This is a genomic window from Streptomyces cellostaticus, assembly GCF_023630175.1.
In the GTDB taxonomy this organism is placed as follows: Bacteria; Actinomycetota; Actinomycetes; order Streptomycetales; family Streptomycetaceae; genus Streptomyces; species Streptomyces cellostaticus_A.
This window is the reverse complement of the sequence record NZ_JALLIN010000011.1, coordinates 59985-74921: the sequence shown is the minus strand read 5'-3', so window position 1 is coordinate 74921 and position 14937 is coordinate 59985. Positions and strand designations below refer to the sequence as shown.

At 71.2% G+C, this 14937-nt stretch carries 14 protein-coding genes; 7 read left to right on the top strand and 7 right to left on the bottom strand.

The genetic code is table 11. The annotated features are described in order from the left end of the window. Positions 1-443 precede the first annotated feature (443 nt). The gene (locus tag MXD57_RS31775) at positions 444-2222 is read left to right on the top strand and encodes a PucR family transcriptional regulator (RefSeq protein ID WP_250400896.1); all 1779 of its coding nucleotides are present in this window, start codon (positions 444-446) and stop codon (positions 2220-2222) included. 45 nt (positions 2223-2267) lie between these two features. Here MXD57_RS31775 and MXD57_RS09530 read toward each other — a convergent pair whose 3' ends face one another. From MXD57_RS09530 to MXD57_RS09515, 3 genes are all read right to left on the bottom strand, one after another. Next, on the bottom strand, positions 2268-3881 hold the full coding sequence (locus MXD57_RS09530) for an alanine/glycine:cation symporter family protein (RefSeq protein WP_250400895.1): 1614 nt from the start codon (positions 3879-3881) through the stop codon (positions 2268-2270). 552 nt (positions 3882-4433) lie between these two features. After that, positions 4434-4832 (bottom strand): PIN domain-containing protein, encoded by a 399-nt coding sequence (locus MXD57_RS09520; protein ID WP_250400894.1) that lies wholly within the window; start codon positions 4830-4832, stop codon positions 4434-4436. After that, complete coding sequence (locus tag MXD57_RS09515) at positions 4829-5110, bottom strand: hypothetical protein (protein ID WP_250400893.1); 282 nt, start codon at positions 5108-5110, stop codon at positions 4829-4831. Before MXD57_RS09515 ends, MXD57_RS09520 begins: the two co-directional genes overlap by 4 nt. A gap of 531 nt (positions 5111-5641) precedes the next feature. Here MXD57_RS09515 and MXD57_RS09510 point away from each other — a divergent pair. Further along, positions 5642-6541 (top strand): hypothetical protein, encoded by a 900-nt coding sequence (locus tag MXD57_RS09510; RefSeq protein WP_250400892.1) that lies wholly within the window; start codon positions 5642-5644, stop codon positions 6539-6541. Then, a complete protein-coding gene (locus MXD57_RS09505) occupies positions 6538-6762 on the top strand; it encodes a hypothetical protein (protein WP_250400891.1) in 225 nt (74 codons plus the stop codon). The genes MXD57_RS09510 and MXD57_RS09505 overlap by 4 nt, the downstream gene beginning before the upstream one ends. A 638-nt stretch (positions 6763-7400) precedes the next feature. Here MXD57_RS09505 and MXD57_RS09500 read toward each other — a convergent pair. Continuing rightward, complete coding sequence (locus MXD57_RS09500) at positions 7401-7937, bottom strand: DUF4232 domain-containing protein (RefSeq protein WP_250400890.1); 537 nt, start codon at positions 7935-7937, stop codon at positions 7401-7403. A gap of 323 nt (positions 7938-8260) precedes the next feature. Here MXD57_RS09500 and MXD57_RS09495 point away from each other — a divergent pair, with 323 nt between their 5' ends. The 3 genes from MXD57_RS09495 to MXD57_RS09485 are packed head-to-tail and all read left to right on the top strand — an operon-like array spanning position 8261 to position 10570. Beyond that, positions 8261-9274 (top strand): L,D-transpeptidase, encoded by a 1014-nt coding sequence (locus tag MXD57_RS09495; RefSeq protein WP_250400889.1) that lies wholly within the window; start codon positions 8261-8263, stop codon positions 9272-9274. A 59-nt stretch (positions 9275-9333) separates the two neighbouring features. Continuing rightward, positions 9334-9840: a SigE family RNA polymerase sigma factor gene (locus MXD57_RS09490; RefSeq protein WP_250400888.1), complete on the top strand. Its 507-nt coding sequence runs from the start codon at positions 9334-9336 to the stop codon at positions 9838-9840. Then, entirely contained in the window at positions 9833-10570 is a 738-nt protein-coding gene (locus MXD57_RS09485) for a hypothetical protein (protein WP_250400887.1), read from the top strand. Before MXD57_RS09490 ends, MXD57_RS09485 begins: the two co-directional genes overlap by 8 nt. A 106-nt stretch (positions 10571-10676) precedes the next feature. Here the strand turns inward: MXD57_RS09485 and MXD57_RS09480 are convergent, their stop codons facing one another. Next, the gene (locus tag MXD57_RS09480) at positions 10677-11393 is read right to left on the bottom strand and encodes a TetR/AcrR family transcriptional regulator (RefSeq protein WP_250400886.1); all 717 of its coding nucleotides are present in this window, start codon (positions 11391-11393) and stop codon (positions 10677-10679) included. Positions 11394-11508: 115 nt separating this feature from the next. Here MXD57_RS09480 and MXD57_RS09475 point away from each other — a divergent pair, with 115 nt between their 5' ends. After that, entirely contained in the window at positions 11509-12540 is a 1032-nt protein-coding gene (locus tag MXD57_RS09475) for a medium chain dehydrogenase/reductase family protein (RefSeq protein WP_250400885.1), read from the top strand. 185 nt (positions 12541-12725) lie between these two features. Here MXD57_RS09475 and MXD57_RS09470 read toward each other — a convergent pair whose 3' ends face one another. Together MXD57_RS09470 and MXD57_RS09465 are read right to left on the bottom strand one after the other, a co-directional pair. Next, positions 12726-14048 (bottom strand): APC family permease, encoded by a 1323-nt coding sequence (locus tag MXD57_RS09470; RefSeq protein ID WP_250400884.1) that lies wholly within the window; start codon positions 14046-14048, stop codon positions 12726-12728. A 312-nt stretch (positions 14049-14360) separates the two neighbouring features. Continuing rightward, positions 14361-14918: a TetR/AcrR family transcriptional regulator gene (locus MXD57_RS09465; RefSeq protein WP_250400883.1), complete on the bottom strand. Its 558-nt coding sequence runs from the start codon at positions 14916-14918 to the stop codon at positions 14361-14363. Positions 14919-14937: the final 19 nt, after the last annotated feature.

The following is a 14937-nucleotide window of genomic DNA, read 5'->3' as shown; positions in this document are numbered from 1 at the left end:
GTGCCCTTCAGAGCGGACGACTACGGTCAACAGGAGCATGCGCCGAAGAAGTACACCATCATCGTTGAGCGTGTATCCGCAGGTCAGCGCGAGGGCGACCACCCGAACGCCGTCGCTTCCCAAGCTGAGAGCGCGAGTTCGATTCTCGTCACCCGCTCCACGAAGAAGGCCCAGGTCAAAGACCCGGGCCTTTTTGCTGTCCGCCGTGATCCACTGTCGTGTGCCAGAACGTTGACCGGCGGTGTCGGCCGCCCCTCTTTCGGCACGGCAGCAGCGGCCCTCAGGCGCCACACCAGCGGGCGTACGCCCGGGTCAGAAGCTACCTGGCTCCACCCGGTGGCCCTGGAACGGCGATGCTGCGCCGCGGGGAGTTTTCCACCTTCGCCACCTCTTTGTATGTTTGTCTTATCATCCAGCGGGGGCGGGTAGGACGGTTACTCATCGTGGACGAGACGACGACGCCTCCGGCCGGCGCGGGCATACGGCAGTTGCTGCTCGCGCTCGGTGAGCCGGCCATCGACCTGGTCGCCGCGCCCGGCGGGCTGGAGGACATCGAGGTCTGCGACGTGGCCATCCTCGACGCCGACGAGGAGCCGGAGTCGTACCGGACGCATCTGGTGCTGATCATCGGCGCGCGTGGGCGCCGGGCGTTGCGCTTGGCGCGGGCCGCCGCCCGGCGAGGGGCCGCCGCGGTGGTCGTCAAGATGGATCCGGACGACGACCGGGAGACGTTGAAGGAACTCTCCGAGGACACCGGGACCGTGGTGCTCGGCATCCGTCCGGAGGTCCGCTGGGCGTACCTGGACTCCCTGGTCAGAGACGTGATCGCCGACGCACGTCGGGCCGGTGAGCCGGAGTCCGCCGAGCGGCCCGCCGACCTCTTCGCGCTGGCCGAGACCGTAGCCGCCCTCACCGGGGGCAACATCAGCATCGAGGATGCCACCAGCCGCGTACTGGCCTATTCCCGCTCCGACGAAGGGGTGGACGAGCTGCGGCGGCGTTCCATCCTCAGCAGGGAGGGCCCCGCCCATTACCTGTCGCTGCTGCGCGAGTGGGGTGTGTTCGAGCGGCTGCGGGCCGGCGGCGAGGTCGTGCGGGTCGAGGAACGGGCCGAGCTGGGGATCCGGCGGCGGCTGGCGATCGGTATCCGGGTCCAGGATCAGTGGCTGGGCTCGATCTGGGTGCAGGAGGCCAACGGTCCGTTGTCCGACACGGCCGAGCAGGCCCTGGTCGGCGCCGCCCGTGCCGCGGCCCTGCTCCTCGTACGGCATCGGACCGGGACGCCGTCGGACCTTCAGGTGGAGGAGGCGCTGCTCGGGCGGATGCTCGACGGCCACATCGACCCGCGCACCTTCGCCGCCCGTATCGGGGCCGAGCTGACGAAGCCGGCGGCGGTCGTGGCCTTCGCCCTGACGGACCTCGCTCGGCCGGACTCGGCTCCGACCGGATCCGCTCCCGGGGGCCCCGCCTCGACGGGCTCCTCCCCGTCCGGCTTCTCCCCGTCCGGCTCCGCCCCGGTCGGCGACTCCGCTGCCGCCGACCGCCCGGCCTTCGAGCTGCGCCGGGCGGAGATGACCAGCCTGGTCACCGTGCACGCCGGCGCGTTCCGGCGCCGGGCCCTGGTGGCAGCCGGTGGCAGCCGGGTGTACTTGCTGTTGCCCGGGCTGCCGGAAGGAGCCGGCGAGGGCATCGTCGCCGGGCTGGCGGGCGACATCGTGCGGTCGGCCGAGCAGCGCCTGCACCTCGATGTGCGCGCGGCCGTGGGCTCGGTGGTCGAAGGGCTGGACTCGATCGCCGCGTCGAAGACGGAGGCGGACCAAGTGCTGGGCGTCATCACGCACCGGGGCGATCGGTGTGTGGCCACCATTGCCGACGTACGCTCCGAGGTCCTCGTCAGCGAGACGCTCGCCCTGCTGGAGCAGCACCCGCGGCTGCGCGATCCGCGCATCTCCGCGCTGCTGGCCCACGACCGCGAGCATGAAAGCGGACTGGTGCCGTCCGTGCTGGCGTACCTTGCCGCGCAGTTCAACATGCGGGCGGCGGCCCGCCTGCTGCACCTGCACACCAACACCCTGCGCTATCGGCTGAAGCGAGCCGAGACGATCAGCGGCATCGACCTGACCGACCCGCACCAGTGCCTGTTCGCGCACCTTCAGCTGCTGCTGGAGACGGAGACAGTGCCCGTACGGGACGCGTCGCACACGTCGTCGTACGGGCACTGAGTCCAAGGAGCCCGGGTCCGGTCCTGGGACCGGCAGGCTGTGCGGTCAGCCGATGGTCTCCTCCGCGGCCTGCACCCGTGCTTCCGCCGCCCCTCGCGCACCGACGTCACCGGTGCGCAGCGCCTCCCGGAACCGGGCCAGCTCCTGCTTGACGAACGGGGCGAGGAGATAGAGGCCCACGATGTTGACCAGGGCCAGCAGGAACAGCACCGCGTCGGTGAAGTCCAGCACGCTGCCGAAGGTGAGCACCGCGCCGACCACGATGAACAGGCAGAAGATCAGCTGGTAGACGCGCTCGCTGGTCTTCGTCTTGCCGAACAGGTGAGTCCACGCCTTCTGGCCGTAGTACGACCAGGTGATCATCGTCGAGATCGCGAAGAGCAGGACGGCCACGGTGAGGACCTTCGGGAACCACGGCAGGACGGTCTCGAAGGCCGAGGAGGTGACCGTCACGCCGTCCGCCTTGCTGCCGTCGGCCGCGTACTGGGCCTTGGCCTGGTTCCAGAACGGGCTGTCGGCGATGACGATCGTCAGCGCGGTCATGGTGCAGATGACGACCGTGTCGATGAACGGCCCGATCAGCGCGACCAGGCCCTCGGTCACCGGGTAGCGGGTCTTCACGGCGGAGTGGGCGATGGGCGCGGAGCCCAGGCCGGCCTCGTTGGAGAAGGCGGCGCGGGTGAAGCCGACGATCAGCGCGCCGATGACACCGCCGACCACGCCCTCACCGGTGAACGCCTCGTGGAAGATCGCGCCGAACGCCGACGGGACCGACGTGACGTTGGTCAGGATGACGATGAGGCAGGCGCCGACGTAGATGATGGCCATGCCCGGAACCAGGCGGCTGGCGACCTTGCCGATCGACTTGATGCCACCGATGATCACGGCGCCGACGACGACGGCCAGCACGATACCCATGATCAGTGCGGAGCCGCTGCCGCCGAGCGCGCCGTCGTCACCGCCGGTGATGTTGCGGATCTGGGTGACGGTCTGGTTGGCCTGGAACATGTTGCCGCCGCCGACGCCGAACAGCAGGATCATGACGGCCGCGAGCGCGGCCATGACCTTGCCGAAGACCCGGCCGGCCGTACCCGGCAGCCGCTCCGCGAGCCCCTTGCTCAGGTACTTCATCGGACCGCCGGAGAAGGACCCGTCGGCGTGCTGGTCGCGGTAGCGCACACCGAGCGTGCACTCCACGAACTTCGACGCCATGCCGAGCAGACCGCACAACACCATCCAGAACGTGGCACCGGCACCGCCGATGGTGATCGCCACGCCCACACCCGCGATGTTGCCGAGACCGACCGTGCCCGACAGTGCCGAGGACAGCGCCTGGAAGTGGGTGATCTCGCCCGGGTCGTCGTGCCTGCTGTACCGGCCGCGCAGGAGGCCCAGGGAGAGCTTGAGGGTACGGAACTGGATGAAACCGAAGTAGAGGGTGAAGACCAGACCGGCGATCACCAGCCAGGCGACGATCCACGGAAACGTGGTCCCGAAGACGGTGACGTCGGCGAAGACGAAGTCACCGAGTCCCTTGGCGAGCGGATCGAACAACGAGTTGATCTTGTCTTCCGTCTGCCCGAGGATGCCGTCCTCCGCCCCCTGAGCCTGGAAGCGGACACCCCCGAGTCCGGGGTGCAGCGCCTGAATCCGATGCATTGCGATCCTTTCCTCGGGCCACCCGTCGACCGTGACGGGCCGGCAGGCCCTGAACTGGAGGCATCATTTCCGGGAAATGCCCGGAGCCCCTCGGGTTTGGGAAACCGTAGGAGCTGGCGGGTGCCCGAGTTCCGGTGCAAGTGCACAAAGAACCGGCCGGTACGCCGTCAATGTGACCGTCGGGCCCTCCAGGTGAAGGCTCCGTGCTCGATCGGGCAGCTCCCCCAGGCCGCGGCCTCGCTGGCCACGCTGGGCCTGTTCACCTGGGCCTGACGCGCGACCGCATCCGTACGCCCCAGGAAGCCGCGGCGGCACGCAAGACCCAGGAGTCCTCCGATGAGGAGGTCTTCCTGGCCGCCCGCTCCCTGGAGTCCACCGACTACAGTCCGCACATCTTCGGCACCCACATCGTCCTCGGAGGCGGCCCGCCCGCCGTCGCACCTCACCCCGGGCCGGGCCGGGGTGTGACGGATCCCGGTGGAGCGGCTCACCGTCAAGGACGTGTGGCGCCTCCGCGGCGGCGCCGATGGCACCGTCCCCAGAAGCCCCGGCTCAGACCTTCGCCGCGCTCACGCGTGGATGCTCGGCGGTGAGCAGGCCGATGTCTTCCACATCGGAAGTCAGGATCGTCACCCGGCCGGGATGCTGCAGGGCGGTCGCGCACAGCATGGCGTCGATGGCGTACTGGTGACCGTGCAGCCCCGCCGCCCGCAGCAAGGCGGCAGCGGACTGCGCGACGACTTGGGTCACGGGCTCGACGCTCAGGCGGGACAGGGTCCACCTCAGTGCGGCGTCGTTGATCTTCGGGTGGATCACCTCGACCAGCACAGCGGCTGAGGTGATCACTGGTAGGTCCGCGTCGCGAGCCGCCGTCAGCCACTCGTGGATTTCCCGGTCACGCTGTACGGCCTTTGCCAGGCCCTCGCTGTCCAGGATCAGGACACCGCTCACGCGGCCGCCCCGGCCTGCGAATCGCCCCCGGTCAGCCGGGCGCGCTTGGCCGCCACGGCCTCGGGGTCGGCCGGGCCGTGCACCTTGTCGAAGTCCGCGATCAGCTCGTCCAGGTTGTCCCGCTCGATCTGCCGCTGGGCCGCCTTCTCCAGATAGGCCGAGACACCCCGCTTGCCGACCCGCTCACGGATCGCGCGCAGAGTTCCGGCGGTCAGGGTGACGGAGATGCCGCTGGCGGGGCCGTCGCCGGGCCGGAAGTCCACATCGTCATCAGTCACGCTTTGAGTATGCCATTGAAAATGGCATAGCAGGCGGCACGTGCACCACGCGGCTCCGGCCAGATGACGGGGAAACCCGGTACCGGAGGCTCATGGGTGCCGTCAGCTGCAACGCCTCTTCGACATCTGATCTCCGCACCGGGCGGACCGTGCGCAGTTGTCCCCTCAGCGACGCCCGCCCCCTTTCCCGTTCACCTCTTCCTCCTGGGACCGGCTGGAGGCGATGACCCTCGGGGTGCCCGGTGAGGGCTTCGGCTGGACTCCCCAGATCATGCGTCTCGCACGCTCGGCGACAGGAGACCCGGCGGCTCCGCGGCTCCGCCCGGCGCCCGTTCTCCGGACGGAGCGCGAGATCCTGATGTACGTTGTGTGCGGCGCTGCTGCGGCAGCGTGTCTCGCTACATCCGGTCCCGGCGCCGGAGCGAGCAGTGGGCTCTGGAGAGTCACCCGCAGCTGGCAGTCAGAACGCCTCAGGACATCCGATCTGTCTCTTCTTGTCGTCGCCGGGCGGCAAACAAGGAGGGCCGACGCATGTCCAGCTCACGCAACACCAACCGTCTGGCCAAGAAGATCCGCAACCAGACGTCACTCACGCTCTCCACCGCTTCCAGGCTCGCCCGGCAGGCCGACGTCTATCTCGGACCCTCTGTCGCAGACGCCGCCGAGCCCCATCAGCGCCGTCTGGAAGCGCACATGGCCCATGTGTTGGCGAGCGGCTTCCAGGACCGTCAACTCAACGGTGCTCTTCTCGGCGTGCGTGAAGCGGGGCCGGACGGTCGGAGCCTGGAACTGACCCTGGAGTCCGACATGGCGGACGAGGTTCTGCGTGAGCTCCTGCCACGGTTCGACCATGACTACGGAGGCATCCGCGGAGTCCCGGGGCTTCGCATCCGAGGGAACGGGAACCGCTTGGTTCTCCACGACGCCCTCAGCCCGGCGCAGGTCACCGTGGCCCGCTCCGATCACGGTCGCCTGCGTCTGCCGTCCGGGCGCGAGGGTGAAGTACTTCTTTGGAAGCGCGCCCCCGGCGGCCTCTCCCGCGACGAAAGGCAGGAGGCCGAGGAGTGGGTCGACTCGGCATGCAGCGCGGACCTACGCGTGCGCGATCTGTTGATGAGTCGCATCCTGCGTCGTCCACGATTGGTGAACAGAACAGCAGCGCCGCACGGGTTCGCCAACTGCTACACGCATCACTCCGGCGATCTCGTCATCGAGTGGTGCTGCGGCGACACCGTGGAGGCGCTCTGTGCGAACCTCCTGGCCCACGGCATCGCTGACGGCCTGCCACGGGGGAACGCTGTCGAGTTCCTCTCCCCTCACTCGGCTCACCTCGGCGATCGCACAGTGATCTTGAATCGCCACAGTTCATGCCTGTACGGCACCAAGGCTTGGGATGTCGTGGCGTACATCAAGAAGGGCTACGGCTCATGACCCTGTCCGCGATGACGGTGCTGGTGGTGCCCGCTTGCGTGGTCCTGGGCGTGATCGCACGTTGCGGGCGAGACCTGGCGGTGCTTCGCCGCCTGGAGCGACTTCTGGAGGGCTGCGACCAGGGCCAGCGAGTCGAGGTCTGCCGGATCCTCGCCGCCTCGCTGCACACGGCCGGGACACCGGACCCGCAGCGTGCCCCGCAGGCCGAGGAGCCTGTGTGAGGCTCTGCACCTCAGCCCACGGAGCCGACCGGCGACTTCCCGCCCGTCGTCACGGGCTCCCGCGCCATGGGCCGACCGGGCGGCCGGGCGCTTCGCCCTCCGCGTGGCCGACCGCTTCTTCGAGGGAGCCCGTGGCGAAGCTGCGCCACGCCCCCAACCGCCCCTCCCTCGCCTGCCCTTCCGGGATCCGTCGACGGCAGGCCAGGTGAACTGGCCCATCCTGCACGGCTTCAGCGCGGCATTGGTGCCACGCCCCTCCGGGTGGCGTTCCGGCGCGGAGGGGCGTGGGCAGGTGGTGGTGGCCCCACGTTGATGCGGCCGAACGGCTGCCGGTGGAATGTGGAGGAACTCCTCCGCGCCGGACCTCGGCCCGGTGGAGGAACTCCTCCGCGCCGGACCCCGGCCCGTCCTCATCGGCGTCGGGAGCATGACGGCCGAGGACGGGGCGGGGCGGTCCGTCAAGGCCGTTCAGCGGCCGGCCATCGGATGGGGTCGGCCCGAGCGCACGCCGTCTGTGCGCGCCGGCGCCGCACCGCCCGGCCGAGCGCCGTCGCCTCCCGAGCCGCGAGCGCGCGTTCCGGGAACCCCGCGGTGGCCACCGGCGGCGCCGAAGGGACGCTCCCAGGCTGTCCGGTCCGTCACCGCCCGACCGGGTTGAGGTAGGTACCGGGGTGGGTGGCGCCGTCCTGCTTGAGGATCTGGCCGCCGAACGGCCACTTCAACGTGAAGTGCTTCGTCTCGTTCGGCGGGGTGACCAGGAACTTCGCCGGAACGAACTTCTCCGTCCGCGGCGTGGACCCGGCCACGGGGAGCAGGGTGATGCTGAAGTCCACCGTGTCCCCCTGCTCCAGGGTCACCTTCTCGGCCTTCGCGGAGGAGCGCGCCAGCGACCAGGTGCCGTCGGTCGGCTGAGCGCCGATCATGTCGACACCGGCGAAGCCGGACAGGGTGCAGGTGTGCCCGCTGCGATTGGTGAACCAGATGTACGCCTGGGTCTGCTTCTCGTGCTGCCCCATCTCCGGCTTCGCGTCCTCCCCCGTGGCGAAGCCGGCCCGCAGGTCGGCGGTGTGGCAGCGGCCCGGTGCGGTCTTGGCGGCGGCGGCCGAGGCCGGGACGGCGGCGGTGCCGGCGACGACGATCGCCGCAAGGGCCACGGTGGTCAGCTTGCTCTTCATGAAGTCTCGGTTCCCCTCGAAGACGAATCGGCGCGCGAGGTCAGTGCGCGCTTACCACCTGTAGATGCGCGAAGCCGGGTGGAGGTTCGCCGCGCCGCGGAACGCCTTTCGCCGGCTGCGCCTTCCCGGACGACCCGGGTGGCGTCCCGTACGGACGGCGGCACAGGACGTTCCGGGCCACCGGTGCCGCCGGGACGGCGCTGCCGCCCGATCGCCGCGGGCGGAGTCGGACGGCCGGTCCGGGAAAAAAGCTCCGCCGCGATGCAACCCGGCGTCGAGCCCGTGCGTAGAGGTGTCGACAACCACACCTCACAGGGGGGCTCATGCACTGGAACCGTTCGGCCGGTCGGACCGCCGGTCGTCTCGGGGCCGCTGTCGCGGCCTGTGTCGCTCTGCTCTCGGCCGTCGGCTGCTCGGCGGACGCGGGTACCGGCGTCCGGGAGGCCGACGCACCGGACGCCCAGGCGTCCGCCGCGGTCGGCGCGAAGGCCGTGGGCGGGGGCGGGGACGGTACGCGCGAGACCTCGAACGCCCGCCCGGCTCCGTCCGTGCCGGAGCCCACCGTGCTCGCGCGGTCGCAGGTGCACGTGTCCGACGGGGACACGGTCGGTGTGGGCATGCCGATATCGGTCACCTTCGCCCGGCCGGTCCCCGCTGCCGAGCGCAAGGCCGTGGAGAGCTGGCTGCGCGTGGAGACCTCGTCCGGCACGACCGGCGCCTGGAGCTGGGTGCGGGACCGGAACCTCCGGGACGGGCAGCGGGTGGACTTCCGCCCCCGCACCACCTATTGGAAGCCGGGCACCAGGATCACCCTCCACCGCGGCTCGCACGGCGTGAGCCGCTTCACCATCGGCCGCTCGCTGGTCGCCACCGTCGACACGAAGACGGACATGATGACCGTCGACACCGGTGGGAGGAGGAGCCGCATCCCGATCACCGCGGGGAGGCCCGGGCTGGACACGTGGAGAGGGACGATGGTCGTCATGGACAAGGAGCCCAAGGTGTTCATGGACTCCCGCACCGTGGGCATGGGCCCGAACGACACGTACCACGACTACTACTACTGGGCCCTGCACCTGACGGCGTCCGGTACCTACGTGCACCAGAACCCGCACGCCGACACGGCGGCCGGGCACGGCAACGTCACACACGGCTGTGTCGGTCTCGCCACCAGCACCGCCAAGGGCTTCTACGACCAGGTCCTGGTCGGCGACGTCATCAAGGTCACCGGCTCGAACAAGGACACGGTCGCCCCCGGAAACGGCTACGGCGACTGGAACCTGACCTGGAAGCAGTGGCTCGACCACAGCGCCGCCGGCGCCACCACGACCGCATGACCACCGCCGCAGCGGCGGTACACCATGCCCCCCGCGCCGTAGGAGGAAAGCACCACCCGGTGACCGAAGACGAGTTCGACCTCTTCTACACGGCTGCCTACCCGCGTCTGGTCGGCCAGTTGTACGCCCTGACGGGCGACCACGCCGAGGCGCAGGACGTGGTGCAGGAGGCATTCATACGTGCCTGGGACAGGCGTGCGTCCGTCCTGAACGGCGACCGGGATCCGGAGGCGTGGATCCGCACGGTGGCACACCGCCTGGCGATGAGCCGCTGGCGGCGGGCACGCCACTGGTGGCAGCTCGTCCGGGGCGAGCACGCCCCGCGGCCGGTGTCCGGACCGAGCCCGGACCACGTGGCGTTGGTCAGCGCCCTGCGGCACCTGCCGGAGGCCCAGCGGACCGCGATCGTGCTGCATCACCTGTGCGATCTGAGCGTGGAGCAGATAGCCGCCGAGACCGGAGCGGCTCCCGGCACCGTGAAGGCGCGCCTGTCACGCGGCCGCACCGCACTCGCCGCTCACCTCGTGAGCGAGGCATCGCACCCGACGGAGGAAGCCTGTGCCTGAGCCGCAGCCCCCGCAGCCCCTGACGGAGTCGGAGCTGTCCGCCCGGTTCCACCACCTGGCCGTGTCGGGCACGGCGCCGGCCCCGACTTCGGGCGCGCAGGTCAGAAGCCGGGCGGTACGGCGGCGCCGCAACCGACGCGCCGTGCTCGCCACCACCGCCGTCGCGGCAGCGGCCCTCGGCGTCGCCACCGTCGTCACCTCCGGCGTCCTCGACTCCCCCGCGAAGCCGGCCGCACCTCCCGCGACGTCCGTGTCCCACACCCCGCGCCCCGCCCCGTCCCCGGCGCCCGTGCGGCGGATGACGGTCGACCTGAACTCCAAGCTGCTGGTCGTCGGGGGCGACACGTACGGAATCGACGGGCCGGTGGCCCTCTGCCCGATCGGCGAGACGGCGGTCACGGTCACCGCCAAGTACCCCACGCTGACCATGCCCGGCCCGGCCGGCGTCGGCGAGACCTCGGCGACCAGGCGGTGGGCGGTCACCTTCACCGACCGCGATCACCACGAGCGACTGCTGCTCTGGGCGCTGGACCGCTCCGCGGGTCTCAACAGCATCGGCCACGACACCAACTCCGGTTCCATCGCCCTCGGACCCGACACCGGCAAGGAGGTGTACGACGTCATCGGGCCCGGGACACGGGTCGAGCTCAAGGGCTGGCAGGCCGCGAACGCGCAGCCGGACTCCGTGTGCTCCGACCGCCGGCCGATCACCGGCACCGGCACCGGCTGACACCGAAACGGCCGGCGCGCCACGCCCAGGACGAAGGAACCGGCCGCACCCGGGCCGCCGTCCGCCGGGGCCGGCCGCGGACCGGGCAGGGCGACGACGACATCGCTCAGGGCCGCGAGGTGGACGCCGCGGGCCGTCGCGTGAGCTGTTGCAGTTCGGTGTCGTAGAGCACGGCCGGGTCGAGGCCCATGCCGGTGAAGTGGCCCGCCAGTTCCAGGGACAGGATGCCGTGGAGACGGGTCCAGAAGGACAGGGCGCGGCGCAGGGCGGGCGGGGCCGCGGGGTGGTCGGCCGCCCACTCCCGGTGCTCGGCGAGGTGTGCTTCGAGACGGGCCTCGTCGGGACCGTCCGCAGCGGCGTCGGCGGGGGCGCCGGCCGGCCGGGCGGCGTCGAGGAGGGCTGCCATGATCCCGGACGCGATCGTGGTGATGTCATCGGGGGCGTGGTAGCCGGGGACCGGTGTGCCGTAGACGAGGAAGTAGCGCTGGGGGTCGTCCAGCGCCCATGTGCGCAGCGCGTGCCCGAGCCCGGCCAGATCCGCTCCGGACGCGGCGGCGTCCCGCATGGTGTCGGCGAGGCTGCGGTAGGCGTCCCGGACCAGCTCGGTGATCAGGTCGTCGCGGCTGGCGAAGTACCGGTAGAGCGCGGGTCCGCTCATGCCCATCTGCCGGGCGATGGCGTTCAGGGACAACCCCGACGCCCCTGAAGCGGCGATCTGCTCCCAGGCGCGTTCCTTGATCTCCGCACGCACCTGGGCCCGGTACCGCTCCCGCGGCGTCGTCCCCTTGCCCTTGGTCGCCACGTGCCCCGTCCCTTCGCTCACCGAACACTTTCGTTAGACCCTATCGCGAAAGCACTTGACCGTCACGCTCTTGCTAGTTATAACTTCTAACGAACAAGTGAGCCACTGACATGCATGAGAACCTCTGGAGGTAGCCGTGAGCGGCGAAACGCTGGTCGAGGTCGTACTGCCGGGCACGGTGGAGCCCGAGGGGCTGCGGATACGGCGGGGAGTCGTCCCCGCCGCGGGTCCGGGTCAGGTCCTGATCCGCCTGGAGGCGACCGGTGTCTCCTTCGCCGAGCAGCAGATGCGCCGGGGCCGCTACTACGACCAGCCGCCGTTCCCGTTCGTCCCCGGCTACGACCTGGTCGGCACCGTTTCGCAGACCGGAGACGGTGTCCGTCCGGACCTGGTCGGCACCCGGGTGGCCGCGCTGGTCAAGGTCGGCGGCTGGGCCAGCCACGTGCTCGTCGACGCCGCCGACGCGGTGCCGGTGCCCGACGGGATCGGTGCGGCCGAGGCCGAGACCGTGGTGGTCAACGGCATCACCGCCTGGCAGATGCTGCACCGCAAGGCCCGGGTGCGCGCGGGGCAGACCGTCCTGGTGCACGGCGCCAACGGGGGCGTCGGCTCGGTCCTGGTGCAACTCGCCCACGCCGCGGGCGCGAAGGTGATCGGCACCGCGTCCGTGCGCCACCACGACCTCCTGCGGGAACGGGGAGTGACTCCGATCGACTACCGCACGGAGGACGTTCCGGCCCGCGTACGTGAGCTTGCCCCGGACGGGGTGGACGCCGTCTTCGACCACGTCGGCGGCCGCAGCGCCGTCGACTCCTGGCGCCTCCTCGCGCCCGGCGGAACGCTGGTCTGCTACGGCAGCGCCTCCACCCGGGACGACAACGGCTCCAAGCAGTGGCCCGTGCTCAAACTGCTCGGCCGGGTGTGGGCCTGGAACGCGCTGCCCAACCGCCGCCGCGCCTACTTCTTCAACGTCTGGGCCGGCCGGGGCTTCAGCCGCGGCCGCTTCCGGGCCCGGCTGCACTCCGACCTCGCCGAGGTGTTCGCGGCGCTCCAGCGCGGGGAGATCACCGCTCAGATCGCCGCCCGGCTGCCGCTCACCCGCGCCGCCGAGGCGCTGCGCCTGGCGGAGTCCGGCACCGTCGCCGGAAAGGTCGTACTCAACCCGTAGCGCCCTGATGAGCTTCGGCGAGGAGTCCGACGCACCGACAGCGCGCACGGCGGCCCACGCCCGCGCGCACCGGTACGTCAGCCGTCCCGTGCGTCAGCCGCCTTGCGGTTTCGGGCCTCCCGGGGCTGCTCCTCCCTGGCGGGTGGCGGTGTCCCGCCTCGTGCTGCTTGCGATCCCGGGTCCGGTCACCGCTTCGATGCGGGGCCGGGCGGCCTGGTGCCCGGCGGGAGGGTGCGGCCGCGTGCCCGGATGACGGCCTCGGCGAGCACGGCGACACCGAGCATGGCGCCGAACACGGCGAGCTGCCTCGGGATGGTGGTGGCGGCGTAGGCGGTCAGCGCCGCGAGGCAGCCGACGCACGCTGCCACGCCGCAGCCCGCGGCGGCCCTCACGGCGGGGCGGGCGTCCGGGACCCGGGACGCGGCGAGGTTCACGGCGGCGAAGACGACCAGAAAGCCGGCCGAGCCCATCAGGCTGATGCCTTCGATGTCGACCAGGTTGACGATCAGGAGCGTGCCGAGGGTCGTGGCCAGGAGCCCGCCGATCGGACGGTTCCAGACCGGCTCGGCGAGGTGCTCGGGAAGTTCTCCGTGGCGGGCCATCAGGTAAGTGAACTTGGCGGTGCCGTAGAGGGTGGCGTTGATGGCGCTCGCGGTGGAGACGACGGCGGCGATGGCGATGAGGGAGAACCCCGCCTGGCCCAGCAGCGGCCGGGCCGCGACGGCCAGGGCGTAGTCCCGGTCGTGGGTGATCTGCCACGGGGTGAGGTTGCCGACCGCGACGAACGCCACCAGCACGTACAGGACGATCACGCTGCCGATGGAGAGGAGGTACGCCCGCGGAAGGGTGCGCTCCGGTTCCGCGGCGTCCTCCGCGGCGTTGGCGATCAGTTCGAAGCCCTCGTAACCGAGGAAGATCAGGGTTCCGGCGTAGACGACGGCGCCGCCGTGCGGAAACGCCGACGGAGCGACCCGGGCGGTGTCCACGAAAGCCAGCCCGCCGACGCAGAAGACCAGCAGGACGGCGACCTTGAAATAGACGAGTACCGACTCCGCCCGGCCGACCACCTGGGCGCCGGCCAGGTTGAGCGCCGCGAAGCAGATCACGACGACGCTGCCGAACGGTCGGTTCCAGCCGCCGGACAGGCCCAGCAGCGCGGCCAGGTAGGAACCGAAAGCCACGGCGTAGAGCCCGAGCATCACGAAGTAGCTCAGCCACAGCAGCAGGTTGAGCGGCCCGGCCACCCGCGTTCCGAAGGACTGGTCGAGGAACGCGGCGGTGCCCCCGCGGCTGCGGACCCGTACCGACAGCATCGCGTAGGAGACACCCGTCAGAGCCGCCACGACGCCACCGACGAGGAAGGAGACATAGGCGCCCGCACCCGCCACCTGCACGGTCAACCCCAGGACCGAGAAGATCCCCCCGCCGACCATGCCGCCGACACCGATCGACACGAGAGCCGGCACACCCAGCCCCGCCGGCTGTTCCCGCCCACCTGATGCCCTCACTCGGTCTCCTCGCCTCCGCGCCCGCCGTGCAGTGACACGTTCCCGGGCGCCGACCGTCGTCACACACCGGCGGGCGGGAGACGGCGGCCGGCCGGCACTGACGTCGGCTCTCCGGCCGGCAGCGGCCGCGGGAGCGGCCACGGCGGCAGGTGCGCGGCCGCCGGCCGCCGACGCCGGCGCCGTCACCGCTGCGCGGCCGACCGGCCGGCGAGTCGGAGACCCACACATGGACGGTGGTGTTCGAGGACCGTTCGCCACGGCCGGGCCGTTTCCGCGCCCCGGCGTACGTCCAACCACCGAAGGCCGAGGACGCTAGCGCAGCGCGGCGGCGACCAGGCCCTCCAGGGCCTCGCGCCCTACCTCGCCGCCGCTCACGAGCCGATCGAAGACCAGTCCGTCGATGCAGGTCAGCAGGGTGTGGGTGCGGCTCTCGACGTCCGTGACGCCGCGCGCGGCGAGAAACGACCGGACGGCCTCGCGGCCGGCGTTCTCGCGGGGGACGAGGATCTCGCGCAGTTCCGGGTCGCGGACGCTCTCGACGGCGCAGGCGTAGCGGGCGAGCGAACGGCGGCGGCCCTCGCCGGCCAGCCGCTGCCGGGCGAGCAGGGCCATGCCGGTCACCAGTTCCTCGGCGGTACGCAGCGGGGGCAGCCCCTCGGCCGTCGTCCGCAGTTCCTCCTGGTCGAGGTGGACCAGGCGGGTGACGAGTGCGGTGAGCAGCGCGGCGCGCGTGCGGAAGTAGGCCGAGGTGGTGCCGGTCGGCAGGGCGGCCCGGCGGTCGACCGCGCGGTGGGTCAGGCCGCGGATCCCCTCGTCGGCGAGTACGTCGATGGCGGAGTCCGCGAGGAGGGTGCGCCGGTCGGAAGCCATACCCCCTTTCTACACCTGT